This is a genomic window from Rhizobium sp. BT-226 (genome assembly GCF_025847085.2).
Taxonomy (GTDB): domain Bacteria; phylum Pseudomonadota; class Alphaproteobacteria; order Rhizobiales; family Rhizobiaceae; genus Rhizobium; species Rhizobium sophorae.
Window position 1 is genome coordinate 1,574,849 of record NZ_JAOYTI010000001.1, and the last position, 23,917, is coordinate 1,598,765.

The window sequence follows — 23,917 nt, forward strand, 5'->3', positions numbered from 1 at the left end:
TGATACGGATGAAAAAGCTCCTGCTTCTCGCATGCCTGGCGCTGCCCTGCACCGCCCATGCACAAACGGTGACGTTCACCACCGAGGACTATGCCCCCTTCAACTATCGCGAAGGCAAGGAGATCAAGGGCGCGACCGTCGAGCAGGTCGAAAAGGTGATGGCCGCCGTCGGCGTCGATTACACGATCGAGATCATGCCCTGGGCGCGCGCTTTCGGCCTTGCCCGCACGGCGCCGATGACTTGTGTCTTTGCGACCGCCCACAACGGCGCACGCGACCCCTTGTTCAAATGGGTCGAGCCGCTGCTCATCGACCGCAACATCCTGATCACCCGCAAGGGCTCGGGCGTCACCGCCGGCAATCTGGACGAGGCGAAGAAATATACGGTCGGCACGCAGCGCGAGGACTATACCGAGACGATCCTGAAGGAGAAGGGTTTCACCAAGCTCGATGTCGCCAGCGACTTCAATGCGACGCTGCGCAAGCTGCTTGGCGGGCGCATCGACATGATGCCGATCTCCGAACTCTATTTCGAAAAGCTGAAGGCCGACCAGCCGGTGGAATTGGTGACCGTGCTCTCCGCCCAGCCAATGGGCATCGCTTGCGAGAAGAACTTTCCGGACGATCTGCTCGCCAGGATGCAGGCTGCTCTCGACAAGCTGATCGCCGATGGCGACCAGAAGCAGATCTTCCTGAAATACGGCATGAACCTGTCGGAATGACTCCGAAGACAACCGCCCTTTCCGCTTGACTTTGCTTTCATTTCGCGGTGGTGAACGGCGGGAAGTTCTAAAGCGCGTCGCGATCTTTCAGATTCGCTCCTCGCGCTTTAGGTCTTTGTTTTTACGCATGTCGTTGTCGCAAAACCGCTGCACACTTTTGCGCGACATGCTTTAGCGAGGAAAAACAGGCCATGCTGATCATCGCGGGTCTCGGCAATCCCGGCGGCAAATACGTCGGCAACCGCCACAATATCGGCTTCATGGCCGTCGACGCCATCCATCGGCGCCACAGCTTTTCGCCCTGGTCGAAGAAGTTCAGGGCCGAAATCGCCGAGGGCGAGGTCGGCGGCGAGAAAGTGCTGCTGATGAAGCCGCAGACCTTCATGAACCTTTCCGGCGAGTCCGTCGGCGAAGCGATGCGTTTCTACAAGCTCCAACCGGCCGATCTCGTGGCCATCTACGACGAGCTCGACCTTCCTGAGGGCAAGGCGCGGCTGAAGACCGGCGGCGGCCACAACGGCCACAACGGCATCAAGTCGCTCGATGCGCATTGCGGCAGGGAATACCGGCGGCTGCGCCTCGGTATCGGCCATCCCGGCATCAAGGAAATGGTGCAGAACCATGTGCTCGGCGATTTCGCCAAGGCCGACAAGGCCTGGCTGGAGCCGCTTCTCGACACGCTCGCCGACAATGCCGACATGCTGGTGCGAAACGAAGATTCGCAGCTGATGAACAAGATCGCGCTGGCGGTCGGCGGAAAGGCCGCGGAGGAGAAGCCAGCGAAGGAGAAGAGGGACGCCGAGAAGAAGCCGGCCGGCCAGTCGCATATCCATCAGGCCCGCAACCACAATCAGCCGAAGTTGCCGGCCACCGGCCCGATGGCCGACATGTTGAAGAAGATGTTCGGCAACAAGGGCGAATGAGAGCGATGCAGGATCAGCAATTCGCCATCCGCGCCGTCGCCGCCGGCGACCTCCCGGGTCTGACCATCCTCTATCAGCATTTGAACCCGACAGACCCGGTTCTCGATAAGGCCGCGGCCGAAGAGCGCTTCACCGCCATTCTCGCCCAGCCGGGCATGACCGTCTTCATCGGCTTTGCCGGTGATCTCGCCGCTGCAACCGCCAGCCCTGATCGTCGTGCCGAACCTCACACGCAACGGCGCCTCCTATGCGCTGATTGAAAACGTCGTCACCCATGCCGATCACCGGCAGCGCGGTTATGCCGGCGCCGTCGTCGGCCATGCGGTGACGCAGGCCTGGAAAGCCGGCTGCTACAAGGTGATGCTGCTCACCGGCTCGAAGAATCCGGCGACGCTGCGCTTCTACGAGAATTGCGGCTTCGTGCAGGACAAGACCGGCTATCAGATCCGCCGGCCCTGAGCCCAAAATGCCTATTCCTCCGGCTCCGTGGTGAACATCAGCGGATAGCCCATGCCCTTGGCGAGATCGATGCCCTCCTTGGCCTTGGTCTCCGCGATGTCCCTGGCGCAGACCACGACCACGCAGGAACCGAGCTTATGCGCCGTCATCATCACCCGGTAGCCGGTCTCCTCGCTCATGCGGAAGACAGCCTTCAGGACCATGATGACGAATTCACGCGGCGTAAAATCGTCATTGACGAGAATGACCTTGTAGAGCTTCGGCTTATCAAGCTTCGGCTTCACTCTTGTCTTCGGTTTCAGGGCAACGTCATTGTCACTCATCGGAAATATCCACCCGTTGATGACATGGAAAAGGCGGAGAAAACATCCGCCGACAATATATTGCACCGTAAGCACGGCAGTTCAATGACGTCGATATCACTCGGCGGACAGCAGCAAGCAATCTCGCCCGGCTTTTTCAAGGATCGCGGCAGCTTTCCTGTCAAAGGTCGCGAATATTTCGCCGCCGAGCCTGCGCCCTTCGAAGACGATAACTCCATCAGCGAAGTCCCCACCGGCGTCGAGAAAGGATAATCCGGCTTCGACGGCAACCCTGTCATAAACGACCTTCCTGTCCGATATCAGCAACCGGATGGTCGCTGATATTTCGGAGGCGCTCTTGCGATAGACCCGGCTGGCGACCCAGACGAATTCGCTAAACGTCAAATTGGAAACGAACAGGCGTTCCGCCTCGCGCATGAATGTCCTTGCGCGTTCCGTTTGCTTCGGATCGTCGTGCACGGCCGCGCGCACGAGCACATTCGTATCAACGATCATGGTCGATGCCGACCTCGCCCGCCCATCCCGCTTTTACGGCCTCGTCGATCTCTTCGAGCGTCGCATGGATATTCTCCTTGTTCTCCAGACTCCCGAAGAAGCTCTCAATCGAGCCGGTGACCGGCTGCCTCTCCACCGCAACGACCTCGAGTTTGCCGCCTGGCAGGAGATCAACATCGATCTTGTCGCCGGGCCTGACCCCGAGGTGCTGAAGCACCTCCTTTTTCAGGGTCACTTGCCCTTTTGCCGTCACTGTCAGAGTTGCCACGTTCAAAATATCCTTTGCTCTGAAAGTAAGGCTATATCGCCTTACTTTCAAGCCAAACGTCGCTGCTTTTTCAATTCATGTTGCGAACCCTTGACCCCGGGCAGCCATTCCCGCATAGGCAGGGCAAAGTTACCAATAGATATGGATCGAGCCATGGGCTTCAAATGCGGTATCGTCGGTCTGCCGAATGTCGGCAAATCGACCCTCTTCAACGCGCTCACCAAGACGGCCGCCGCACAGGCGGCGAACTATCCCTTCTGCACCATCGAGCCGAACACCGGCGAAGTCGCCGTTCCCGATCCGCGCATGCGCAAGCTTGCCGACATCGCCAAGTCAAAGGAACTGATCCCGACCCGCATCTCCTTCGTCGATATCGCCGGCCTGGTGCGCGGCGCCTCGAAGGGTGAAGGCCTCGGCAACCAGTTCCTCGCCAATATCCGCGAGGTCGACGCCATCGTCCATGTGCTCCGCTGCTTCGAAGACAGCGACATCACTCATGTCGAGGGCCGCATCAACCCCGTCGCAGATGCCGAGACGATCGAGACCGAGCTGATGCTTGCCGACCTCGAAAGCCTGGAGCGCCGCACCGAGCAGACACGCAAGCGCGCCACCGGCAAGGACAAGGATTCGGTGGCGATGCTGCCGATCATGGAAGCCTCGCTGAAGCTGCTCAACGAAGGCAAGCCGGTTCGCACGCTGCTGTCGACGCTCGACGCCGAAGAAATCGTCATCCTCAAGAGCCTCAATCTTCTGACCTCGCATCCGGTGCTCTACGTCTGCAACGTCGCCGAAGGCGATGCTTCGACCGGCAATGAATTCACCGAAGCCGTTGCCGTCATGGCGAAGGAACAGGGTGCCGAAACCGTCGTCATTTCGGCGGCGATCGAAGCGGAGGTTGCCCAGCTTCCGGAAGAAGAAGCCAAGGAATTCCTCTCCGCCCTCGACCTTGACGAGGCGGGCCTCGACCGGCTGATCCGCGCCGGCTACAAGCTGCTCCACCTCATCACCTATTTCACTGTCGGCCCGAAGGAAACGCGCGCCTGGACGATCGAGCGCGGCACCAAGGCGCCGCAGGCCGCCGGCGTCATCCATTCGGATTTCGAGCGCGGCTTCATCCGCGCCAACACCATCGCCTATGACGACTACATCAAATACAACGGCGAAGTCGGCGCCAAGGACGCCGGCAAGGCGCGCGACGAAGGCAAGGAATATGTCGTCCAGGACGGCGACGTCATCCATTTCCGCTTCAACACCTGATGAAATCGCTGCCGCCTAGCCGGGCGGCAGCCTTTTTGCGATTGCCGGAGGCAGTGCCCTGAGCACCAGCCGCCGAAGCGGCATCCAGCCCGTTCCGATAATGAGTACGATCGCGCCGACAACAATCAGCGTCGTAAAGATATAGGTATCGACAGTCGCATCTCCCTTCCGCACGACACCGAAGATCGCAACGCCGAGCGATAGCAGCCCGGAGGTAACGAAGGCGCGCCGGTCGATGATGAGGCCGATCAGCATCAACGCCGCGACGGTCGCGACGACCACAGGCGTCCGGGCTGACATGTTCCCTACGTCAAAGATACGGACACCTTCCCCCAGGGACAGAAGGGAAACGGTGCTGTATAGCAACGCCGGCGCGGCGCCGAGATGCAGCCAGAAAGCAATATCCGAACGCGTTGTCCGCCGAAAACGGTCGCCGAGATCGAAATAAAGCGCCGTCCCAAGCAGTCCCAGCGCGCAGATGAGGGCAACCAGCGCCAGCACGACGGGATGATCGAGGAAAAACACCGGATTACCGCTTGCCCACTGCACCAGGCGCAAAAGCAGCGTGAGGACGAAGGCAAGCACGGACATGATGCAGAGCGCCAGCGACAGCGGCACGCGGTAGCACGCATAATAGACGCCGAGAATGATTGGGAAGGCCGCGACGAACTGCGTCGCCTCCGCTCCGAAGGATTGGGAAGTCGGCGTCCACGGCGGGAAGAAATGGGACATCAACAGACATGTCCAGCAGAACAACGCGATCGTCAGGCTGACTGCTGGCAAGGCAAGCCGCTGGCGGCGCACCAGGATTTCCGAAAGCACGATGATTGCAGGCAGCACGGCATAAAGTGCGGCAAGCCCCCAGAGGCCGCCGAGCGCCACCACGACGCCGATGGTGATCAGCACGTCGTGGAAGCCGCGCACGAAACGGGGCGTCTCAGTATCCGACCAGGCTTGCCCCTCCGCAGCCATTGCCGGCTGTACCTCAGCGACGACGACCCCGCGTTCCGTCAGGAACGGCAAAAGGCGCCCGCCCGCCTCCGGCGAAATCAGCTCCTGGCGCACCGCCTCATCGAGTATCGACCTTAGTTCAGTCATGCCGGTTTATCTCCCCGGAATCATTGAGCCCGCGTGGATGCTATTGTAAGCATTGTGCGCTGCATATGGCGGGAGGAGCGAATGTCGGCAGAAAAGCTTTCCTTCGAGGATTTCCAGCCCGGCCGCCGCTTCGCGCTTGGCCCGAAGCCGGTGACCACCGAGGAAATCATTGAGTTCGCAAGCGAATTCGACCCGCAACCGATGCATCTCGATGAGGCTGCCGGCCGCGCCAGCATTCTCGGCGGCCTTGCCGCCTCCGGCTGGCATACCTCTTCGATGTTCATGCGCATGATGGCCGACAGTTATGTGCTGCATTCGCTCTGCGAAGGTGCGCCGGGCGTCGATCTGATGGAATGGCGAAAGCCGGTGCTTGCCGGCGACACGCTGTCCGGCCACTCGACCGTGCTTGAAGCCCGGCCGATGCGATCGCGCCCTGGCATGGGCATCGTCAAGTTTCGCCACGAGGTGGAAAACCAGCGCGGCGAACTCGTCTGCGTCTCGGAGAATTCGGTCATGTTCGGCATGCGCGCCCGGCCCGCGGACATCGGCATAAACCGGGAGACATCAGCATGAGGATGTCCGAGCTTTACGCGGTCGGCGAGAAGGCCGAGATCGGCAGCTACACTTTTACCGAGGAAAACATCATCCGTTTCGCGACGCGCTACGATCCGCAGCGTTTCCACGTCGACAAAGAAGCTGCCAAAGACACCCTCTTCGGCGATCTCTGCGCCTCGGGCTGGCACACCACCGCCGCCTGGATGCGAACCTTCCTCGCCTTTTGGGAAAGACAGAGCGCCGCACTCGCGCAAAATGGCCAGACGTCGCCGAACCTCGGCCCGTCACCCGGTTTCCAGAAACTGCAATGGTTACGGCCGGTCTTCGTCGGCGACGTCGTGACCTATTCCGTCGCCTTCCTCTCAAGCCGGGCGCTCGCGTCGCGGCCGGGATGGCACCTCAACACCATCCTCTGCGAGGGCGTCAATCAAAATGGCGATGCCGTTATCCGCTTCGAAAGCGGCGTGCTCGAATTCGACTGACGCTGCAGCCAGTAGGAGGAGGCCTCAGTGACCGGAGAATTCGACCAGCGTATGCACGACGACGCCGAGTTCTTCCAGCTTCTTGCGGCCGCCAAGATCCGGCAGGTCGATGACGAAACAGGCGCCGACCACTTCCGCGCCGATCTGGCGCAGCAGCTTCGTTGCGCCGACCGCCGTGCCGCCGGTGGCGATCAGGTCGTCGACCAGGATCACCTTCTCGCCGGGCTGGACAGCATCGCGATGCATCTCCATCTCGTCGACACCATATTCCAGGCTGTAGGCGATCCGCACGGTCTCGTGCGGCAGCTTGCCTTTCTTGCGGATCGGTACGAAGCCTGAGGAAAGCTGGTGCGCCACCGCGCCGCCGAGGATGAAGCCGCGCGCCTCCATGCCGGCGATCTTGTCGATCTTCGTGCCGGCATAGGGCTGCACGAGTTCATCGACCGCTCGGCGGAAAGCCCGAGGGTTGCCGAGCAGCGTGGTGATGTCGCGGAAGATGATGCCGGGCTTGGGATAGTCGGGAATGGAGCGGATGCTGGCTGCGAGCTCCGAAGTCGTATTGTTCATGGAAAATCCATATCTGCGAACGCATGAAACTGGCCGGACCTTATCAATTGCCAGGGGCGGAACCAACAAAAAAGGCGGCCCGTAGGCCGCCTTTCGAAATTCGGCGGGGAACCGCTCAATGTTCCTTATTGGCGTAGATCGAGCGCTTCGTCAGGAAGATCAGCACCGTGAAGATCGCCAGGAAGATCATGACCATGAAGCCGGTGCGCTTGCGCTCATCGAGATGCGGCTCAGCGGCCCACATCAGGAAGGCGGTAACGTCCCTCGAATACTGGTCGACCGTCGCCGGCGCGCCATCGTCATAGGTCACCTGGCCGTCAGAGAGCGGCTTCGGCATGGCAAGGACGGCGGCAGCATTGAAATAAGGGTTATAATGTCCGCCCTGCGGCACCTGGAAACCGGCCGGCGGCTCTTCATAGCCGGTCAGCAGTGCGTGGATATAGTCCGGGCCGCTTTCCTGATATTGCGTGAAAATGTCGAAAACGAACTGCGGAAAGCCGCGCTCGACTGAGCGGGCCTTGGCGATCAGCGAAAAATCGGGCGGAGCCGCGCCATTGTTGGAAGCAGCCGCGGCTTCAGCATTGGGGAAAGGCGACGGGAAGTAATCGGAAGGAACCGCCTTGCGGGTAAACATCTCGCCGCTGGCGTCGGGACCGTCCTGGACCTCGTAATTCGCGGCGAAGGCCTTCACCTGCGCCTCGGAATAGCCGAGTTCGTCGAGCATGCGGAAAGGCACGAGCTTCATCGAATGACAGGCTGCACAGACTTCCGTGTAGACCTTGAGGCCGCGCTGGAGCTGGCCCTTGTCGTAATGGCCGAACGGACCGGCGAAAGACCATTCCTCCTCCTTCGGATGCTTCAGCGGATAATGCGGCGTCTCACCTTCCGCGTGATGGGCCGGAGCCGCACCGTTGGCGGGCGCCTCCTCGGCCAGAGCCGCGCCGCTGAGACCGGCAACGACAGCGAGCGAGAGAATGCTTGCAACAAGCGTTTTCATGTTTCTGTTCCCTTCCGTCGCGCGCTTACGCATTGGCCGCTGCACTGGAGGCAGCTGTCTTGTTGCGCTTCTCGAGCACCGCTTCGGTGATCGAGTTCGGGATGCGGCGCGGCGTTTCCACCAGGCCGAGCACCGGCATGGCAACCAGGAAGAATGCGAAGTAGAGGAGCGTGCAGACCTGAGAGATCCAGACGAAGTCACCTTCCGCCGGCTGCGATCCGAGCCAGCCGAGGATGATCGCGTTGATCACGAACAGCCAGTAGAACAGCTTGTACCAGGGACGGTAGACCGCGGAGCGAACCTTGGAAGTGTCGAGCCAGGGCAGGAAGAACAGCACGATGATCGCACCGAACATCACCAGCACGCCGCCGAGCTTGGAGTCGATCGGGCCGATGTTGAAGGTGATCGAACGCAGCATCGCGTAGAACGGCAGGAAATACCATTCCGGAACGATGTGGGCCGGCGTCTTCAACGGGTCGGCCGGGATGTAGTTGTCGGCATGGCCGAGGAAGTTCGGCATGTAGAAGACGAAATAGGCATAGACCAGCAGGAAGACCGATACGCCGAGCGCATCCTTCATGGTCGCATAGGGCGTGAAGCGCACCGTGTCCGTCTTCGTCTTGACCTCGACGCCCGTCGGGTTCGTCTGGCCGGTGACGTGCAGCGCCCAGATGTGCAGGACGACGACGCCGGCGATCATGAAGGGCAGCAGGTAGTGGAGCGAGAAGAAGCGGTTCAGCGTCGGCTGTTCGACGGCAAAGCCGCCGAGCAGGAACTGCTGGAGCGATTCACCGATCATCGGGAAGGCCGAGAAGAAGCCGGTGATGACGGTCGCGCCCCAGAAGGACATCTGGCCCCAGGGCAGGACGTAGCCCATGAAGCCCGTCGCCATCATCAGGAGGTAGATGACGACGCCGAGGATCCAGAGGATTTCACGCGGCGCCTTGTAGGAACCGTAATAGAGGCCGCGGGCGATATGCAGGTAGACGGCGACGAAAAAGAAGGATGCGCCGTTGGCATGCATGTAGCGCAGCAGCCAGCCGTGGTTCACGTCGCGCATAATCTTTTCAACGGAGTTGAATGCAATCGCCGTGTCGGCGGCGTAATGCATGGCGAGCACGACGCCCGTCAGGATCTGCACGACCAGCATGACGGAGAGCATGGCTCCGAAGGTATAGGCATAGTTCAGGTTTCTCGGAACCGGATATGCCACGAAGCTGTCATAGACCATGCGCGGCAGCGGCAGGCGCGCATCGACCCATTTCTCGAAGCCGGTTGATGGTTCGTAGCTGGATTGGCCACTCATGAATCAGTCTCCCCTCAACCGATCTTGATTTTGGTATCGGACACAAATGAAAAGGTCGGGATCGCCAAGTTCTCAGGCGCAGGACCCTTCCGGATGCGGCCGGCCGTGTCGTAGACCGAGCCATGGCAGGGACAGAACCAACCATTGTATTCGCCGGCCTGGCCGAGCGGGACGCAACCAAGATGAGTGCAGGTACCGACCATGACGATCCAGTTTTCCTTGCCTTCGCCGCCCGAGCGGTCGACGCCCGTTGCCTGAGCCTCGGCAGGAAGGTTTGCATTGCGGGCTGCCGGATCCTTAAGGTCCGACACCGGAACATCGGCTGCGGCCTTTACTTCTTCCGGCGTGCGATTGCGGATGAAGATCGGCTTGCCGCGCCACTTGACTGTCAGCGACATGCCGGGCTCGAGGCTGGCAACGTCGACTTCGATGGAGGCGAGAGCAAGCGTCGAAGCGTCAGGACGCATCTGATCGATGAACGGCCAAGCGACCGCGACGGCGCCGACGGCGCCTGCCATACCAGTGGTGAGATAAAGGAAATCACGGCGAGTGGGTTCGCCCGTGCCCTCGCTTGTCGTTTCGTGTTCGCTCACGGCTAACATCCTCTGCGCAATTTTCGCGGAATTCCGCCCTGCCCCCTCTACCGGCGAATCTCTCCAGACACAATTCGGCCATAGATTCCCCGGCAATCCGGCGCGTTCTATGCTTGATCGCAAATTATGTCCAGCCTTGGCAAGGGGATGAGGGCACAATGTCGCGGGAAATTTCGGATGAATTTTTTAAGGCAAACACGCGCTTGCCATTATGTTGCATTGCAACAAAAATGCCCTCGTGATAGGCGCAGTCCGAGCCATGCCAGTGAGCCGGACCGGAGCGGATGAGAGACACAATTTTTTGCGTATTCAGCGTTCTTACGACGCTCGTTCTCGCCATTGTCTCCCTGCGATACGTCACCGATTTCTATCTGCTCTCCTTCTTTTACAGCTTCCAGGTTCATCTGGCGGCAGCCGGCGCGGTGGCCTCGGTGGCTGCCCTTCTCGTCAAGCGGCACTGGTATGGCCTGCTGACCCTCGCGGTATCGGTGGTCCTTGCAGTCCATGGCATCGTGATGATGCGCGAATTCGTCGAGCCGGCCGTCGAGGAGAGCCGCCCGGCCCTGTTCAGGCTGATGTCCTTCAATATCGAGAACGATAATTTCGCAAACGGCCCTGACATCGCCGATATGGTCATCGCCTCAGGCGCCGACGTCGTCAACATCCTGGAGGCCGAGCCGCTGCTGTCGGAACTGCCGCGGTTGTTGAAGATCTATCCCTATTATATCGGCTGCGGTGTCGGCATGGAGCAATGCGATACGCTGGTGCTGTCGAAGCGTCCGCTGATCGAACCCCGCATCCGCAATCTCGGCCTGCTCTGGCGCAACCGGCTGACGATCTCGACGATCGATTTCGATGGCCAGAAGGTCAATTTCCTCGCCGCGCACCTGACCAAACCCTATTACGACGAGTTCCACGGCCTGGAGGTCTGGGATCTCGCGGAGGTCATCCCTACCCTTTCGGGACCGCTCGTTCTCGCCGGTGATTTCAATACGTCGATTCTCGCGCCCGACGTGCAGTATCTCATGCGCACTCAAGGCTTGGGCACGGCATCGCTGGAGCCCGCGACATGGCCGATCCGTGCCGGCGCCTTCGGAATTCCCATCGATCATATCTTTACCCGGGCGCCGCTGCGGCTGAAATCGGTCCGCCGCATCGAGAACGGCTTCGGATCAAATCATTTTGGCCTCATGGCGGAATTCGTCGTCGACCCTTGAGCCCGCATCCTCATCCGTAGCAAGGAAGCCGCCGGACTGGCGTGCCCAAAGTTCGGCGTAGAGCCCGCCGTGGCGAAGCAGTGCGTCATGGCTGCCTTCCTCGATGATCCGTCCGAGGTCGACGACGATCAGCCGGTCGAGAGCAGCGATCGTCGACAGCCGATGGGCGATCGCAAGCACCGTCTTGCCCTCCATGATCCGATGAAGATTGGACTGGATCGCTTCTTCCACTTCCGAATCAAGCGCCGACGTCGCTTCGTCGAGAACGAGGATCGGCGCGTTCTTCAGCATGACGCGGGCAATGGCGATACGCTGCCGCTGCCCGCCGGAGAGTTTGACGCCGCGCTCGCCGACATGCGCATCGAAACCTTTACGGCCCTGCTGATCCTGCAGACGGGCGATGAAGTCGATGGCTTCGGCGCGCCTGGCCGCCTCGACCAGCGCCTCCTCGCCGGCATCCGGCCGTCCAAACAGGATGTTGTCGCGCACCGAACGATGCAGCAGCGAGGTGTCCTGGCTGACGACGCCGATTTGCATCCTGAGGGATTCCTGCGTCACGGCTGATATATCCTGGCCGTCGATGAGAATGCGGCCATCCTGAATATCGTAAAGGCGCAGCAGCAGGTTCATCAGCGTCGACTTCCCGGCGCCCGAACGGCCGACGATCCCGACCTTCTCGCCCGGGCGGATGGTCAGCGAGAAATTCTCGACGACCGGCTGATGACCTTTGCCGTAGCGGAAGGAAACATTGTCGAAGCGGATGCCAGGCTGCCGGATCACCAGGCTTTTGGCATCCGGCCGATCGACGAGTCCCAGAGGTTGCGAGATCAGCTCGGCGGCGTTCTGGATCGTGCCGAGATTGCGCATGATGCCATTGAACTGCGTCATTAGCCGTCCGAGCAGGAAATTCAGCCTGAGCACCAGTGCCAGCGAGAATGCCACGGCACCGGAGCTGACCAGGCCGCGCAGCCACAGATCGACGCTCAATCCCGCCATCGTCACGATCATCAGGCCGGAGAGCAGCGCCATCGAGGCCCTGACGCCGGTGATGAAACGCGTGAAGCGCAGCACCGTATCCTGATAGATATCGAAGCCCTGCCGCATGTAGCGGTCGCTCTCCTCGTCGCGTGCAAACAGCTTCAACGTTTGCATGTTGCTGTAGGAGTCGACCATCCTGCCGTTCAGCATCGATCCGGCTTCCGCCGTTTCGCGGGAATGATGGCGGATCCGCGGGACGAAGTGGCGGGCAAGCAGGCTGAAGGCGCCAAGCCAGAACAGCACGACGGCGGCAAGGGAAAAGTCCAGCCGAGCGACGAGCACGAGCGTCGTTACGGCATAGATGCCGACGAACCAGACACTTTCCATCAGCGAGGTGACGAGATCGCCAGTGGCCTGCCCCGCCGACCAGACCTTGGTGACGATGCGTCCGGAAAAATCGCTTTGGAAGAACGACAGCGACTGTCTGGAGACGTGGAGATAGGATTGCCAGCGCGCGAGATTGTAGAAGCCCGGCGTGATTACCTGCTGGTCGATGAGGGCAATCAGGAAGGCGACGACGAAGCGTACGAGCCCGATGAGGGCGAGCATGCCGAACAATTCGCCGCCATGGGCTGCGAGAAGGCCGCTCCAGCCGGCACCCGGCGTGATGCTGCCGAGGATATCGACGAGCCGCCCGACAAACCAGAAGAGCGCCGCCTCGATCGCCGCCGATGTGCCGCCGAGAACGAGCATGGCGATGAACGGCATCCTCGCCTGGCCGATATAGAACCAGATGAATCCGAGCGTCGAGCGCGGCGGCTGGAGATTGGCGCGTGGGCGGAACGGATCGATCCAGGTTTCGAACCGGCGGAGGATGGGGTTCAGCAACATAGAAGCGATATAGGCGGATTAGCCGGACCGGCAAAGGGAATGAAAAGCGGACAGAATGTTATATTTGGTAATTATCGGTAACATCGGCGGCATACGCATTGAATGCCCCCGAACCGGTCACAATCTGACGTTACGATCGCGCTTTACCGGAGACCACTTCCATGGAAACGAAAATGCTCGATGTGCATGTTCCGCTTCCGCTTGCAGAAAGGCTGGATGCCCTGGCATTCGCTCTGGGGCTGCCGCGCGACGAGATCGTCGCCGAGGCCATTGCCGCCTGGATCGATCAGGAGGAGCACCGCCGCCTCGTCGCGTTGCGCACGATCGCCGCCGCCAACACCATGATGGTCGTCGAAACTCACCGCGTGATCGATTGGGCCGACAGCCTTTGAGCGGATAGGACGCAAACGCGCTCAGGCCTTCAGCACCGTCGGCAAGCTGCAAGCCACCCTCAGAATTCAAGAGGCCCTCTCCGCTTTCGCAGGGAGGGCCTCTTTCATCTTATTCCGCAGCCTCTTCCGCTTCGTCGGCGTGATCGGAGAGGAAGCCGCCGGACTGGCGGTTCCAGAGATCGGCATAGATACCGCCTGCCTCGATCAGTTCGCTGTGCGAGCCGGCCTCGATGATCCGGCCCTTGTCGAGCACGATCAGCCGGTCCATCTCCGTCAGCGTCGACAGCCGGTGGGCGATGGCGATCACCGTCTTGCCCTCCATCAAGGCGAAGAGGTTCTCCTGGATCGCCGCCTCGACTTCCGAATCGAGCGCCGAGGTCGCCTCGTCGAGCACCAGGATCGGCGCGTCCTTCAGGAAGACGCGGGCGATCGCGACACGCTGCCGCTGGCCGCCGGAGAGCTTGACGCCGCGTTCGCCGACCTGCGCGTCGAGCCCCGCGCGGCCCTGCATGTCGACGAGGCCTTCGATGAACTCCCAGGCATTGGCGCGTTTGGCGGCCTCGATCACCTCGTCGTCCGTTGCTTCGGGACGACCATAGGCGATGTTGTCGCGGATCGAGCGATGCAACAGCGAGGTGTCCTGCGTCACCACGCCGATCAGCGAACGCAGGCTTTCCTGCGAGACGCCGGCGATGTCCTGCCCGTCGATGGTGATGCGGCCGGCCTCCAGGTCGTAGAAGCGCAGCAACAGGTTCATCAGCGTCGTCTTGCCGGCGCCGGAGCGACCGACCAGGCCGACCTTCTCGCCCGCCTTGATGTCGAGCGACAGGTTGTCGATGACGCCCTTACTCTTGCCATAGTGGAAGCGGATGCGATCATAGTGGATCGCGCCCTTCTTCGCCGTCAAGGTGGGCGCACCCGGTTTGTCGACGATGTCGTGCTGTTTGCTCATCATCTCCATGCCGTCATAGACCGTGCCGATATTCTCGAACAGCGCCGAGACTTCCCACATGATCCATTGCGACATGCCGTTGACGCGCATGGCAAGACCAATGGCGATGGCGATGGCGCCGACCGAGATCGCTCCGTTCAGCCAGAACCAGATCGACAGGCCCGAGATGACGAAGAGCGCAACGCAGTTGTTCAGATAGACGCTGATGTGGAAAAGCGTCACCTTGCGCATCTGCTTGTGTACGGTCTGCAGGAACTCGTCCATGCCCTCCTTGGCATAGACCTCCTCGCGGCCCGCATGCGAAAACAGCTTGACAGTCGCGATATTCGTATAGCTGTCGACCACGCGGCCCGTCATCATCGAACGCGCATCCGCCTGCGCCGCCGCGATCTTGCGAAGCCGCGGCACGAAATAGGCGACGATGCTGATATAGACCGCGAGCCAGACGAGGATCGGGATCATCAGCCGCCAGTCCGCCGCCGCAATCACGATGATCATCGTCAGGAAGTAGGTGACGACATAGACGAAGACGTCGAGGATCTTCATCACCGTTTCGCGTACGGCAAGCGAGGTCTGCATCACCTTGGTGGCGACACGCCCGGCAAACTCGTTGGCGAAGAACGACATGCTGTGGCGCAGCAGGAAGCGGTGCATCTGCCAGCGTGCGATCATCGGATAATTGCCGAGCATCATCTGATGCATGATGAGAGAATCGAGCCCGGCCGTCAGCGGCAGGCCGACCAGCACCAGCGCCGCCATCCAGAAAAGCTTGTGGCCTTCTCTCTCCAGGAACGTGGCGCGGTCGGCATTGGTCAGCCAGTCGACGATGTCGCCGAGGAACTGGAAGAGCGCCACTTCGCCGATAGCGATCAGCGCGGTCAGCACGGCCATCAAGCCGAGCCAGGGCGCAGCCGGCTTGCTGTAATGCCAGCAAAAGGCAAAGAGACCTTTCGGCGGGGCGACAGGATCCTCGCTTGGAAAGGGATTGAGTCGCTGTTCGAACCAGCCAAACATGAAATTGCTCCGAAACGTCAGCGTTCCGGCTCCCGGCTTCGCGCCATCCCAGCGCTATGCAAGCACATATGGGAACCGAACGTTCAAGGGGCGAGGCTGAGACAGCCGCACAATGGATCAAAAAAGGAAATTCAGGGAAGAAACCCGCACTATCGGCGGAAAATCGCACCGCTTGGCATCACGGCCGGGAGGCGCACATACAGCAAAATATTCATTCTGGCGCTCCTTGCTGGCGATTGAAGATATACACCGATAACGCGAAAACGAGGAATTTTCCAGCCCTGTTGTGCCAAAAATTTCATCTCTTCGGGTCAAAACGCGCCCTGTTGCGCCGAAATCACAGTTGCATTAGGCCTTGAGCGGCGAAAGCGGAAAACGGCGCATCATGACTTCACTCAGACTGGCACTCTATCAGCCGGATATTCCCGGCAATACCGGCACTATCCTGCGTCTTGCCGCCTGCCTTGGCTTCGCGGTCGATCTGATTGAACCCGCCGGCTTCGACATCTCCGACCGCAACCTGAAACGGGCCGGCATGGACTATATCGCCACCGCCGCCCTCACCCGCCATGTCAGCTGGGACCGCTTCGAGGCGTGGCGTCTGACCACCGGCCGCCGCCTGATCCTCGCCTCGACAAAGGCTGCGGAGCGCTACACCGATTTTGCCTTCCGCCCGGACGATGTCCTGCTCTTCGGCCGCGAGAGCGCCGGCGTGCCGGATCAGGTGCATGAAACAGCCGATGCCCGCATCCTGATCCCGATGGTCGAAGGCCAGCGCTCGATCAACGTCGCCGTCTCCGCCGCGATGATCGTCGGCGAGGCGATGCGCCAAACCGTTTGGGCCTGACGAAAGCGGGCGCCGGCGGAGCAAAGCCCGCGAAATTGCCGATCCACTCCAGAATATGTCGCAGAATAACGTTGTCTATCCGTCAAACCGGCGTATATTTATTAGCCGGACAATCAAAAATTCAGTATTGGCCTCCACGATTCCAATAAGTTGGAACGGCCAAGTGAGGAAAACAGCATTTCTCCAGATCTGTGAAAGAAGAATAAAAACAACAAAATGGACTCTACAATCATCATGATCAACCTGTTCGGCGCCGTGGCCTTGCTGCTGTTCGGCCTCGCCCAGGTGAAGGATGGCGTGTCCAGGGCCTTCGGCGCCCGCCTGAGAACAGGTCTGGCGACCGGCACACGCGGCAGCCTTCGTTCTTTCCTGTCAGGCCTCGTCGCGACCATCGCGCTGCAGAGCTCCACGGCAACCGCGCTGATGACGGCCTCCTTCGTCGAGCGTGACCTGATCAAGCCGCGCATGGCCCAGATCGTCCTGCTCGGCGCCAATGTCGGCACCGCGATCACCGCCTGGATCGTCGCCACCGGCATCGAATGGCTCTCGCCGCTTCTGATCCTTGCCGGCATCGTGCTTTGCCGCGGCCGTTCCAGCGCCAGTCAGGGCGGCGGCACAGCGCTGATCGGCATCGGGCTGATGCTACTGTCGCTGCACCTCCTTGGCCTTGCGACGGAACCGATGCGCGCCTCTCCCGCCCTTGCCGCCTTCATCGGCCTGCTGGACGGCGCCCTGCCCGTGGCAATGATCGTCTCGGCAGCACTTGCCTTCGCATCCTCGTCGAGCCTTGCGGTGGTGGTGCTCATCCTGTCGCTCGCCTCGGCCGGCATGGTCTCCGCCGAACTCGTCATCGTGCTCGTGCTCGGCGCCAATCTCGGCGGCGCAATACCGCCCGTCGTCGCGACATTGTCCGGCCCGGTCTCGGCTCGGCGCGTCACCCTCGGCAATCTCGCCGTCCGCACGCTCGGCTGCCTCATCGCCCTGCCGCTGGCGGGATATGGCGCGGAACTCATCCAAATGCTGCCCTTCGGTCCTGCCAAGCTGCCGGTCGACGCGCATCTTGCCTTCAACCTTCTGCTGGCGGCGCTGGCCTGGCCATTCTCCCGGCCGCTCGCCGCCCTGATGGCCCGGCTAGTGCCGGATCAGGCCGAGCCTGACAGCGCTCCAAAATATCTGGATGCGCAGGAGCTTTCGACGCCGGTCGTGGCCCTCGCCAGCGCTACCCGCGAAGTGCTCGGCGTCGGCGACTTGATCGAGCGCATGCTGATCCGGGTCTCCGAAGCCTTCGAGCGTAACGACGCATCCAAGCTTGCCGAGATATCCGCCCTCGAAGAGCGCGTCGACCGGCTGCAGCAGGCGGTGAAGGTCTATCTCTCGAAGCTCGGCCGCGAGGGTCTCAGCGACGAGAATGCTCGCCGCTCGATCGTCGTCATCGATTATGCGATCAACCTCGAACATATGGGCGATATCATCGAGAAGGGCTTGCTGGAACAGGTGGCGAAGAAGATCTCCCTTGGCCTGAAATTTTCAGAGGATGGTCATCAGGAACTGCGCAAGCTGTTCGATCTGACGATCGATAATCTGCGCGTCGCCCAGACGATCTTCGTCACCCGTGATTTCAATCTCGCGCGCCAGATGATGGAGGTAAAGGTCGAGGTGCGCCGGATGGAAAAACAGTCTGCCGAGCGTCACCTCGAACGCCTGCGTGACGGCCGCGCCGACAGCCTGCAGACGAGTTCGCTGCATCTCGACATGCTGCGCGACCTGAAGCGCATCAACGCCCACATCGTCTCGGTGGCGCATCCGATCATGGATGAAAACGGCCTGCTGATCGAAAGCCGCGTGCGGGCGACTGCGAAGTGACGGTCAGTCTGCCGAAGGCAGTCGGCGCATGGTGAATTCGATCTGGTCGCCGTCGAGCTGGCGCCAGCTTTCCACCTCGGTCCAGTAAGCGGCTTTCGGATATTCGTCGAACCATTCGCGCGCCTTGGCGCGTGCGTCCATGAGGCCGAGGCAATATGTCTCACGCACGAAATGGTCTTTCTTGCTCGGGGGATTTTCCGCCCGATGTCTCGCTATCCTGCGCTTCAGGCCGTCGAAGGACGGAGGCCCTGGAACTTTTTTCATCAAACTACCTCCTCGGAAAAAGGTAATATCGAAATTCTCGATTTGCGAGTCGAATCTTGGAAGCGCCTGGTGCTTGCCTCGGCTTGGCGAGATGCGGCACCAACTGCTAATCATGGCGTGCAATGAAGAATGAGCGAGTCGCCTCCCAAAGAGATGTCGACCGTCGGAGGCGTAAATGGAAAGACCGGAACTGCCGATCGGCTTGCCTGACGATATCGAAGACAAGAAGGCTGCCGCCCGCAATTGGTTCGAGGGATTGCGCGATACGATCTGCGCTTCCTTCGAGGCCCTCGAGGACGAGTTGGAAGGGCCGCTCTCCGACCAGGAGCCCGGCCGCTTCGCCGCCAAGGACTGGTCACGCGAAAACGGTGCCGGCGGCGGTGGCCGGATGTCGATGATGGAAGGTCGTGTCTTCGAAAAAGTCGGCGTCCATACCTCCACCGTCTACGGCGAATTCGCCCCGGATTTCCGCGCCCAGATACCCGGCGCCAAGGACGATCCGCGTTTCTGGGCCTCGGGCATCTCGTTGATCGCCCATCCCGTCAACCCCAACGTTCCGGCCGTGCATATGAACACCCGCATGGTCGTCACCACCAGCCGCTGGTTCGGCGGCGGCGCCGACCTGACGCCGGTGCTGTCGCGCCGCCGCACGCAGGAGGACGAAGATAGCCAGCTCTTTCACAAGGCCATGGATATCGCCTGCCGCAATCATGCCGTCGCCGATTACGATGCCTATAAGGCCTGGTGCGACGAATATTTCTTCCTGAAACACCGCAACGAAGCCCGCGGCATCGGCGGCATCTTCTACGACTGGCTGCATTCAAGCGAGGAAGCCGGCGGCTGGGACGCCGATTTCGCCTTCACCCGCGATGTCGGCCGAGCCTTCGCCATGGTCTATCCGAAAATCGTCCGCTCCAACTTCAACAAGTTGTGGACAGAGGCCGATCGCGACGAACAATTGATCCGCCGTGGCCGCTACGTCGAATTCAATCTGCTGTATGATCGTGGCACGATCTTCGGCCTGAAAACCGGCGGCAACGTTGAATCCATTCTCTCATCGTTGCCCCCCGTCGTACGTTGGCCATGAGACTGTGATATCTCATCGATAAATTCGAGTTGTAGACCTTCACGAAAATTCAGCGCGTCCTAACTTTATATGTCTGTGCGTAACAATCGGAGGAGGATTGTCATGACGATACAAAGTGGCTTGCCTACGTCCACGGATGTCCAGGAAACATCCCGCACGATCGACACGTCCGAGTTTCTGACGCGCATCGCGGAGAAACTGCGGGCCAAGAGCGGCTCGGATCTGCCGCTGTCCTGCTTCATCGAGCAGGTCAAGCTGCAACTGGCCGGCGGGAAATCGCCGGAACAGCTGCAGAACGAAGCCGCGGCCGCCAACAGCAACATGCCCGGCCACCTCTTGGATACCTACAAAGCCTGGGCGATGCCCGACTGACACGGCCTTTACTGGCCGGCATGTCGATTGCCGGCCGGAACCTTCCCTCCCCCCGCACATTCATAAATCGCGTAAGATCGCGATCGTCGTTGTGTTTCGAACAGAGGAGAAGACCATGCGACTTTTCGAATGCGGCACTCTCGTTCCGGGCTGCGCCTGGCATACACGGGCAGATAGCGACGCCGAGGTGGTCCGCCGTGCCGTCGAGCACCTGAAAAATGCTCACGGCGAGACCATAATCCGCGAGAACATGGTGGATAATATCAAGGCTCGCATTCGCGACGAAGCGACCGCCGCCTGATTATTGCACGCGTTCCTGCAGCCGGGCGAGCAGCGCCGCCCGGTCGGAAACGAAATTTTCCTCCACCCATTGGTCTTCCAGGCCGGCGAGCAGCTCGCCGACGCGCGGGCCGGACGCCACTCCTGCCGAAATCACGTCGCCGCCATTCAGCGGAAACCGAGGCTTCTGCCATTGCACTGCCCTGTCCAGCAGCTTGATGAGCCGCGCCGACCGCGCCATTTCGTCGAAATCGCCTTCAGCCTTGCCGCGTGCAACAGCAAGCGCCAGCTTCAGCCGTGTCATGATGCCGTCGGCGCCGTTGCGGTAAAGCAGCCGTTCGAAGGCCGCCGGTGACATGTCGTCATTAACAGGCGCTGCCATGGTCCAGGCCTTGAGAGTGGCCGCTTCCGCATTCGAGAGCTTGAGCCGGGCGGCAAGCGCCTCCATACGCGCCGCATCGGGCGGCACGATCGCCGCAAGACGCAGCAGCGGATCGGGCGTCCAGCCGAGCGCCTTTTCGGTGGCGATCAGCGAGGGGATCGCATCGATCCCCCATCGTTCGGTTTCCGGCAGGATTTCCGTCAGCACGGCCACCTGCCGCATCCACAGCAGAGCGCGGCCGGGATCGTCGGCACCAAGCAGCTTTCGCAGTTCAGACCAGACGCGTTCTGCCGAAAGTGTCGTCAGTTTCGAACGCGCGAGGGAACATGCCTTCAGCCCCTCGGCATCCGGCCGCCCGGAACCGTAATAGGCAAAGAAGCGGAAGAAGCGCAGGATGCGCAGATGATCCTCGGCAATACGCCTTGCGGCATCGCCGATGAAGCGGATGTTGCGCGTCTCGATATCGGCAAGTCCGCCGACAAGATCCACCACCTCGCCCCCCGCATCGGCATAAAGCGCGTTGATCGTCAGATCCCGCCGTTCGGCATCTGCCTTCCAGTCAGTGCTGAAGGCAACCTTGGCATGGCGCCCGTCGGTCTCGACGTCGGTGCGAAGGGTCGTCACCTCGAAGGGCTTGCCGTCGATGACGAGCGTCACTGTGCCGTGCTCGAGGCCGGTTGGGACTGCCTTGATGCCAGCCGCCGCCGCCCGCTCCATCACCGCCTCCGGTGTGAGTGTCGTGGCGATGTCGACATCATTGACCGGCAGGCCCATCAGGCTGTTGCGCACCGCACCGCCAACCACCCGAGCTTCCCCGCCATCGGCGTTGAGAAGCGCTAAGATCCGGCCAAGCGCCGGGTCGCGGAACCATGCTTGGTCGGCGATGCCGGTCATGCATAAAGCCTTTCATAAAGCGTGCGGACGATGCCGGCAGTGATGCCCCAGATCATTCTGGTTTCATAGGGCACGCGGTAGAAATGCCGGTCGATGCCGTCGATGACACGTCTGTCGCGGGTGTGATTGGCAGGATCCATCAGGAAGGAAAGCGGCACATCGAACACGTCGTCCACCTCGGTCGGGTTCAGCGTCAGCGCAAAGCCCGGGGAGACGACGCCGAGCACCGGCGTAATGCGAAAGCCCGTCGAGGCAAGATAATTCGGCAGCCGCCCGACGGTTTCGACGAAGGAACCGGCCAGGCCGATCTCCTCCTCCGTCTCACGGATCGCCGCCATTTCGGGCGAGATATCGGCGGGATCGATCGAGCCGCCGGGAAAGGCGATCTGCCCGGAATGTTTGCGCAGCGTCGTCGTTCGCTTGGTGAAGATCACATGCGCCTCCTCGCCGTCGTCGACGACGGGCACGAGCACGGCGGCGTCGCGCAGCTTGAAGGTCTCGACTTCGGCGACGATATCGGGGTTGAGGATGTGGTCCCCGTGATCGCGCCAGGCATGATCGACCGGCCCACCATTCTGGTTGAGCGCACGGCGGCGGAATTCGGCTGCGGAAAACAGCGGGTAGCGGTGGGTGATCGCATCATTCATCGGCAAAGTGCATCCAGTTCATCGGCCGGCATCATCGCAAAGACCTCTCCGGCGGAGCGGACGGCGAACATCGCCTGTCCCTCGACCTCGAGCGTCTCGCCGAGCGCCACCAGTTCATACATCACTGCACGCGACACCAACGCCTCCAACCGCCCGCGCACATGCAGATAGGGTTTCAGTTCGGCATTCTCGCCCGCAATGGCAAAGCGCAGCCGATGCTCTCCTCCCGCCTCCACGACATCGCCGACATTGGTGCGGAAGGTCAGCACCTGTTGGTCCTGCCCCTCCGTCACGCTCATCTCCACGGCGATGAAAGGAGCATCGATGACCCTTATCCCGACTTTTTCCACAGGAGTTACGAGATAGGTCTTCTGGTCGTCGTCTTTTCTTAAAACCGTCGAGAACAGCCGCACCAGCGCCGGTCGACCGATCGGCGTGCCCATGTAGAGCCAGGTGCCGTCGGCCCGGATTTCCATGTCGATATCGCCGCAGAAAGGCGGATTCCATCGCTCGACCGGCGGTAACCCTCGTTTTTTACCGGCATTTTCCTGAGACGCGCGCGAAATCAGTGCGGCAAGTCCCGCCGCATCCGCCTGTCCGCTGATTTCCTCGGCTGCCATTCTTCCGTCCCGGTTTGTCCTTAACGAAGTAAAGTCACGAGATAGTCATTCGCAACGAACTTGTCAGCCCGTCACATCTCCATAACTCTATCGGGTATGAGGCACATGTATAAGTCCGCCGATTCGCTGCCGAATGATTTCAGCCGTTGGAGATACGCATGGGTATGATGAAGACCGAAGCCAGCCTCGATGAAAAGGCGATCGTCGCCGCCGCCGAAAAGGCGCTCTCCGATATCGCCGCCATCCGCGGGGAAGTCTCGAAAGTGATCTTCGGTCAGGAAAGCGTCGTCGAGAACACCATTCTCGCTGTGCTGTCAGGTGGTCATGCCTTGCTCGTTGGCGTTCCCGGCCTCGCCAAGACCAGACTGGTGACGACGCTCGGCGAGGTGCTCGGCCTTGCCGCCAACCGCATCCAGTTCACGCCGGATCTGATGCCCTCTGATATTCTCGGCTCCGAGGTGATGGACCAGGACGACAGTGGACGCCGCTCCTTCCGTTTCGTCAAGGGCCCTGTCTTTGCCCAACTCCTGATGGCCGACGAGATCAACCGCGCCTCGCCGCGTACCCAGTCGGCCCTTCTGCAATCCATGCAGGAATATCACATCACGATCGCCGGCCAGCGCTATGACCTGCCGGCGCCTTTCCATGTGCTCGCCACCCAGAACCCGCTCGAGCAGGAAGGCACCTATCCTCTGCCCGAAGCCCAGCTCGACCGCTTCCTGCTGCAGGTCGACGTCCACTACCCCGAACTCGCCGCTGAGCGCCAGATCCTGCTCGAGACGACGGGCCTGGGCGAAACCCGGCCGGAAGCCATCATCGATGCCCAGCGGCTGATCGAGATCCAGACCCTGGTGCGCCAGATGCCGGTGAGCGATACGGTCGTTGATGCCATCCTGGCGCTGGTGCGTTCCGCCCGCCCAGGACAGGGCAATGCCTCGACCGACAAGAACGTCGCCTGGGGTCCAGGCCCGCGCGCCGGCCAGGCGATGATGCTCTGCGCGCGTGCCCGCGCGCTCTACGAAGGCCGTCTCGCACCGTCTCTGGACGATATCTTCGCGCTCGCCGAACCCATTCTCCAGCACCGCATGGCGCTGACTTTCGCCGCTCGCGCCGAAGGCATGTCGGTGCGCGATGTCATCGCCGGACTGGTCAAGCAGGCAAAGGGATAAGGAA

General features: G+C 61.0%; 27 protein-coding genes and 1 pseudogene. 14 read left to right on the plus strand and 14 right to left on the minus strand.

Annotated elements, in window-relative coordinates:
• The first annotated feature begins 8 nt into the window (after positions 1–8).
• The 3 genes and pseudogenes from OIU37_RS08040 (at position 9) to OIU37_RS08050 (ending at position 2,104) form a co-directional block, all read left to right on the plus strand.
• Positions 9–722 (plus strand): ABC transporter substrate-binding protein, encoded by a 714-nt coding sequence (locus OIU37_RS08040; protein WP_171604194.1) that lies wholly within the window; start codon positions 9–11, stop codon positions 720–722.
• A 191-nt stretch (positions 723–913) separates the two neighbouring features.
• Complete coding sequence (gene pth, locus OIU37_RS08045) at positions 914–1,645, plus strand: aminoacyl-tRNA hydrolase (protein WP_171604195.1); 732 nt, start codon at positions 914–916, stop codon at positions 1,643–1,645.
• A pseudogene (locus OIU37_RS08050) lies at positions 1,642–2,104 on the plus strand (N-acetyltransferase family protein). Before pth ends, OIU37_RS08050 begins: the two are co-directional and overlap by 4 nt.
• 11 nt (positions 2,105–2,115) lie before the next feature.
• On the opposite strand, the gene clpS reads toward OIU37_RS08050, so the two are convergent.
• The 3 genes from clpS to OIU37_RS08065 all read right to left on the minus strand — a co-directional run bounded on the left by clpS (position 2,116) and on the right by OIU37_RS08065 (position 3,190).
• On the minus strand, positions 2,116–2,427 hold the full coding sequence (gene clpS / locus OIU37_RS08055) for an ATP-dependent Clp protease adapter ClpS (RefSeq protein ID WP_171604197.1): 312 nt from the start codon (positions 2,425–2,427) through the stop codon (positions 2,116–2,118).
• Positions 2,428–2,523: 96 nt separating this feature from the next.
• Entirely contained in the window at positions 2,524–2,922 is a 399-nt protein-coding gene (locus OIU37_RS08060) for a type II toxin-antitoxin system VapC family toxin (protein WP_264257084.1), read from the minus strand.
• Positions 2,912–3,190: an AbrB/MazE/SpoVT family DNA-binding domain-containing protein gene (locus OIU37_RS08065; protein WP_171604199.1), complete on the minus strand. Its 279-nt coding sequence runs from the start codon at positions 3,188–3,190 to the stop codon at positions 2,912–2,914. Before OIU37_RS08065 ends, OIU37_RS08060 begins: the two co-directional genes overlap by 11 nt.
• 153 nt (positions 3,191–3,343) lie before the next feature.
• On the opposite strand from OIU37_RS08065, the gene ychF reads away from it, so the two are divergent.
• On the plus strand, positions 3,344–4,447 hold the full coding sequence (gene ychF, locus OIU37_RS08070; RefSeq protein ID WP_027664117.1) for a redox-regulated ATPase YchF: 1,104 nt from the start codon (positions 3,344–3,346) through the stop codon (positions 4,445–4,447).
• Positions 4,448–4,462: 15 nt separating this feature from the next.
• On the opposite strand, the gene OIU37_RS08075 is transcribed toward ychF, so the two are convergent.
• On the minus strand, positions 4,463–5,545 hold the full coding sequence (locus OIU37_RS08075) for a hypothetical protein (RefSeq protein WP_264257085.1): 1,083 nt from the start codon (positions 5,543–5,545) through the stop codon (positions 4,463–4,465).
• A gap of 81 nt (positions 5,546–5,626) precedes the next feature.
• Between OIU37_RS08075 and OIU37_RS08080 the strand changes: the two genes are divergently transcribed.
• Both OIU37_RS08080 and OIU37_RS08085 read left to right on the plus strand, forming a co-directional pair.
• Positions 5,627–6,118, plus strand: coding sequence for a MaoC family dehydratase (locus tag OIU37_RS08080; protein WP_264257086.1), 492 nt, complete (start codon positions 5,627–5,629; stop codon positions 6,116–6,118).
• The gene (locus OIU37_RS08085; RefSeq protein WP_182208764.1) at positions 6,115–6,582 is read left to right on the plus strand and encodes a MaoC family dehydratase; all 468 of its coding nucleotides are present in this window, start codon (positions 6,115–6,117) and stop codon (positions 6,580–6,582) included. The genes OIU37_RS08080 and OIU37_RS08085 overlap by 4 nt, the downstream gene beginning before the upstream one ends.
• Before the next feature lie 24 nt (positions 6,583–6,606).
• Here the strand turns inward: OIU37_RS08085 and OIU37_RS08090 are convergent, their stop codons facing one another.
• The 4 genes from OIU37_RS08090 to petA all read right to left on the minus strand — a co-directional run bounded on the left by OIU37_RS08090 (position 6,607) and on the right by petA (position 10,045).
• Complete coding sequence (locus OIU37_RS08090) at positions 6,607–7,149, minus strand: adenine phosphoribosyltransferase (protein WP_003561340.1); 543 nt, start codon at positions 7,147–7,149, stop codon at positions 6,607–6,609.
• Positions 7,150–7,264: 115 nt separating this feature from the next.
• A complete protein-coding gene (locus OIU37_RS08095) occupies positions 7,265–8,146 on the minus strand; it encodes a cytochrome c1 (protein WP_171604203.1) in 882 nt (293 codons plus the stop codon).
• A gap of 25 nt (positions 8,147–8,171) precedes the next feature.
• A complete protein-coding gene (locus OIU37_RS08100) occupies positions 8,172–9,452 on the minus strand; it encodes a cytochrome b N-terminal domain-containing protein (RefSeq protein WP_264257087.1) in 1,281 nt (426 codons plus the stop codon).
• Positions 9,453–9,466: 14 nt separating this feature from the next.
• Complete coding sequence (gene petA / locus OIU37_RS08105) at positions 9,467–10,045, minus strand: ubiquinol-cytochrome c reductase iron-sulfur subunit (protein ID WP_138330388.1); 579 nt, start codon at positions 10,043–10,045, stop codon at positions 9,467–9,469.
• A 284-nt stretch (positions 10,046–10,329) separates the two neighbouring features.
• On the opposite strand from petA, the gene OIU37_RS08110 reads away from it, so the two are divergent.
• Positions 10,330–11,262: an endonuclease/exonuclease/phosphatase family protein gene (locus tag OIU37_RS08110; protein ID WP_264257088.1), complete on the plus strand. Its 933-nt coding sequence runs from the start codon at positions 10,330–10,332 to the stop codon at positions 11,260–11,262.
• On the opposite strand, the gene OIU37_RS08115 is transcribed toward OIU37_RS08110, so the two are convergent.
• Positions 11,218–13,131 carry an ABC transporter ATP-binding protein gene (locus OIU37_RS08115; RefSeq protein ID WP_264257089.1) on the minus strand — a complete coding sequence of 638 codons (1,914 nt, stop codon included), beginning with the start codon at positions 13,129–13,131 and terminating at the stop codon, positions 11,218–11,220. The two genes, OIU37_RS08110 and OIU37_RS08115, sit on opposite strands and share 45 nt — an antisense overlap.
• Before the next feature lie 161 nt (positions 13,132–13,292).
• On the opposite strand from OIU37_RS08115, the gene OIU37_RS08120 reads away from it, so the two are divergent.
• Positions 13,293–13,523, plus strand: coding sequence for a CopG family ribbon-helix-helix protein (locus OIU37_RS08120; protein ID WP_264257090.1), 231 nt, complete (start codon positions 13,293–13,295; stop codon positions 13,521–13,523).
• Positions 13,524–13,632: 109 nt separating this feature from the next.
• Here OIU37_RS08120 and OIU37_RS08125 read toward each other — a convergent pair whose 3' ends face one another.
• Positions 13,633–15,489, minus strand: a complete 1,857-nt coding sequence (locus tag OIU37_RS08125; RefSeq protein ID WP_180694472.1) for an ABC transporter ATP-binding protein — start codon at positions 15,487–15,489, stop codon at positions 13,633–13,635.
• A gap of 385 nt (positions 15,490–15,874) precedes the next feature.
• Between OIU37_RS08125 and OIU37_RS08130 the strand changes: the two genes are divergently transcribed.
• Together OIU37_RS08130 and OIU37_RS08135 are read left to right on the plus strand one after the other, a co-directional pair.
• Positions 15,875–16,336 carry a tRNA (cytidine(34)-2'-O)-methyltransferase gene (locus tag OIU37_RS08130; RefSeq protein ID WP_264257091.1) on the plus strand — a complete coding sequence of 154 codons (462 nt, stop codon included), beginning with the start codon at positions 15,875–15,877 and terminating at the stop codon, positions 16,334–16,336.
• 216 nt (positions 16,337–16,552) lie between these two features.
• Positions 16,553–18,199 (plus strand): Na/Pi cotransporter family protein, encoded by a 1,647-nt coding sequence (locus tag OIU37_RS08135; RefSeq protein WP_264257092.1) that lies wholly within the window; start codon positions 16,553–16,555, stop codon positions 18,197–18,199.
• A gap of 3 nt (positions 18,200–18,202) precedes the next feature.
• Here OIU37_RS08135 and OIU37_RS08140 read toward each other — a convergent pair whose 3' ends face one another.
• Positions 18,203–18,463, minus strand: a complete 261-nt coding sequence (locus tag OIU37_RS08140; protein WP_003541775.1) for a hypothetical protein — start codon at positions 18,461–18,463, stop codon at positions 18,203–18,205.
• Between the two features lie 175 nt (positions 18,464–18,638).
• On the opposite strand from OIU37_RS08140, the gene hemF reads away from it, so the two are divergent.
• The 3 genes from hemF to OIU37_RS08155 all read left to right on the plus strand — a co-directional run bounded on the left by hemF (position 18,639) and on the right by OIU37_RS08155 (position 20,223).
• Positions 18,639–19,550 carry an oxygen-dependent coproporphyrinogen oxidase gene (gene hemF, locus OIU37_RS08145; RefSeq protein WP_264257093.1) on the plus strand — a complete coding sequence of 304 codons (912 nt, stop codon included), beginning with the start codon at positions 18,639–18,641 and terminating at the stop codon, positions 19,548–19,550.
• A gap of 102 nt (positions 19,551–19,652) precedes the next feature.
• Positions 19,653–19,922 carry a hypothetical protein gene (locus tag OIU37_RS08150; protein WP_171604212.1) on the plus strand — a complete coding sequence of 90 codons (270 nt, stop codon included), beginning with the start codon at positions 19,653–19,655 and terminating at the stop codon, positions 19,920–19,922.
• Between the two features lie 115 nt (positions 19,923–20,037).
• On the plus strand, positions 20,038–20,223 hold the full coding sequence (locus tag OIU37_RS08155; protein WP_171604213.1) for a DUF1059 domain-containing protein: 186 nt from the start codon (positions 20,038–20,040) through the stop codon (positions 20,221–20,223).
• Here the strand turns inward: OIU37_RS08155 and OIU37_RS08160 are convergent, their stop codons facing one another.
• From OIU37_RS08160 to OIU37_RS08170, 3 genes are read right to left on the minus strand one after another with little or no spacing between them, the layout of a single operon-like run.
• Positions 20,224–21,477 carry a CCA tRNA nucleotidyltransferase gene (locus OIU37_RS08160; RefSeq protein ID WP_264257094.1) on the minus strand — a complete coding sequence of 418 codons (1,254 nt, stop codon included), beginning with the start codon at positions 21,475–21,477 and terminating at the stop codon, positions 20,224–20,226. It abuts the gene before it with no gap.
• A complete protein-coding gene (locus OIU37_RS08165) occupies positions 21,474–22,124 on the minus strand; it encodes a CoA pyrophosphatase (protein WP_171604215.1) in 651 nt (216 codons plus the stop codon). Before OIU37_RS08165 ends, OIU37_RS08160 begins: the two co-directional genes overlap by 4 nt.
• Entirely contained in the window at positions 22,121–22,744 is a 624-nt protein-coding gene (locus OIU37_RS08170) for a DUF1285 domain-containing protein (RefSeq protein ID WP_264257095.1), read from the minus strand. Before OIU37_RS08170 ends, OIU37_RS08165 begins: the two co-directional genes overlap by 4 nt.
• A 158-nt stretch (positions 22,745–22,902) precedes the next feature.
• Here OIU37_RS08170 and OIU37_RS08175 point away from each other — a divergent pair, with 158 nt between their 5' ends.
• Positions 22,903–23,913 (plus strand): MoxR family ATPase, encoded by a 1,011-nt coding sequence (locus OIU37_RS08175; protein ID WP_129419697.1) that lies wholly within the window; start codon positions 22,903–22,905, stop codon positions 23,911–23,913.
• Positions 23,914–23,917: the final 4 nt, after the last annotated feature.

Bases quoted from the DNA above. Each gene is read 5' to 3' on its own strand.
- OIU37_RS08075 (WP_264257085.1), bottom strand. From the start codon at position 5,545: ATGACTGAACTAAGGTCGATACTCGATGAGGCGGTGCGCCAGGAGCTG.
- OIU37_RS08110 (WP_264257088.1), top strand. From the start codon at position 10,330: ATGAGAGACACAATTTTTTGCGTATTCAGCGTTCTTACGACGCTCGTT.
- ychF (WP_027664117.1), top strand. From the start codon at position 3,344: ATGGGCTTCAAATGCGGTATCGTCGGTCTGCCGAATGTCGGCAAATCG.
- OIU37_RS08175 (WP_129419697.1), top strand. From the start codon at position 22,903: ATGGGTATGATGAAGACCGAAGCCAGCCTCGATGAAAAGGCGATCGTC.
- OIU37_RS08135 (WP_264257092.1), top strand. From the start codon at position 16,553: ATGGACTCTACAATCATCATGATCAACCTGTTCGGCGCCGTGGCCTTG.
- OIU37_RS08150 (WP_171604212.1), top strand. From the start codon at position 19,653: ATGACGATACAAAGTGGCTTGCCTACGTCCACGGATGTCCAGGAAACA.
- clpS (WP_171604197.1), bottom strand. From the start codon at position 2,427: ATGAGTGACAATGACGTTGCCCTGAAACCGAAGACAAGAGTGAAGCCG.
- OIU37_RS08060 (WP_264257084.1), bottom strand. From the start codon at position 2,922: ATGATCGTTGATACGAATGTGCTCGTGCGCGCGGCCGTGCACGACGAT.
- OIU37_RS08040 (WP_171604194.1), top strand. From the start codon at position 9: ATGAAAAAGCTCCTGCTTCTCGCATGCCTGGCGCTGCCCTGCACCGCC.
- OIU37_RS08160 (WP_264257094.1), bottom strand. From the start codon at position 21,477: ATGACCGGCATCGCCGACCAAGCATGGTTCCGCGACCCGGCGCTTGGC.
- OIU37_RS08080 (WP_264257086.1), top strand. From the start codon at position 5,627: ATGTCGGCAGAAAAGCTTTCCTTCGAGGATTTCCAGCCCGGCCGCCGC.
- OIU37_RS08115 (WP_264257089.1), bottom strand. From the start codon at position 13,131: ATGTTGCTGAACCCCATCCTCCGCCGGTTCGAAACCTGGATCGATCCG.
- OIU37_RS08095 (WP_171604203.1), bottom strand. From the start codon at position 8,146: ATGAAAACGCTTGTTGCAAGCATTCTCTCGCTCGCTGTCGTTGCCGGT.
- OIU37_RS08085 (WP_182208764.1), top strand. From the start codon at position 6,115: ATGAGGATGTCCGAGCTTTACGCGGTCGGCGAGAAGGCCGAGATCGGC.
- OIU37_RS08120 (WP_264257090.1), top strand. From the start codon at position 13,293: ATGGAAACGAAAATGCTCGATGTGCATGTTCCGCTTCCGCTTGCAGAA.
- OIU37_RS08155 (WP_171604213.1), top strand. From the start codon at position 20,038: ATGCGACTTTTCGAATGCGGCACTCTCGTTCCGGGCTGCGCCTGGCAT.
- OIU37_RS08165 (WP_171604215.1), bottom strand. From the start codon at position 22,124: ATGAATGATGCGATCACCCACCGCTACCCGCTGTTTTCCGCAGCCGAA.
- pth (WP_171604195.1), top strand. From the start codon at position 914: ATGCTGATCATCGCGGGTCTCGGCAATCCCGGCGGCAAATACGTCGGC.
- OIU37_RS08125 (WP_180694472.1), bottom strand. From the start codon at position 15,489: ATGTTTGGCTGGTTCGAACAGCGACTCAATCCCTTTCCAAGCGAGGAT.
- hemF (WP_264257093.1), top strand. From the start codon at position 18,639: ATGGAAAGACCGGAACTGCCGATCGGCTTGCCTGACGATATCGAAGAC.
- OIU37_RS08140 (WP_003541775.1), bottom strand. From the start codon at position 18,463: ATGAAAAAAGTTCCAGGGCCTCCGTCCTTCGACGGCCTGAAGCGCAGG.
- OIU37_RS08170 (WP_264257095.1), bottom strand. From the start codon at position 22,744: ATGGCAGCCGAGGAAATCAGCGGACAGGCGGATGCGGCGGGACTTGCC.
- OIU37_RS08130 (WP_264257091.1), top strand. From the start codon at position 15,875: ATGACTTCACTCAGACTGGCACTCTATCAGCCGGATATTCCCGGCAAT.
- OIU37_RS08100 (WP_264257087.1), bottom strand. From the start codon at position 9,452: ATGAGTGGCCAATCCAGCTACGAACCATCAACCGGCTTCGAGAAATGG.
- OIU37_RS08090 (WP_003561340.1), bottom strand. From the start codon at position 7,149: ATGAACAATACGACTTCGGAGCTCGCAGCCAGCATCCGCTCCATTCCC.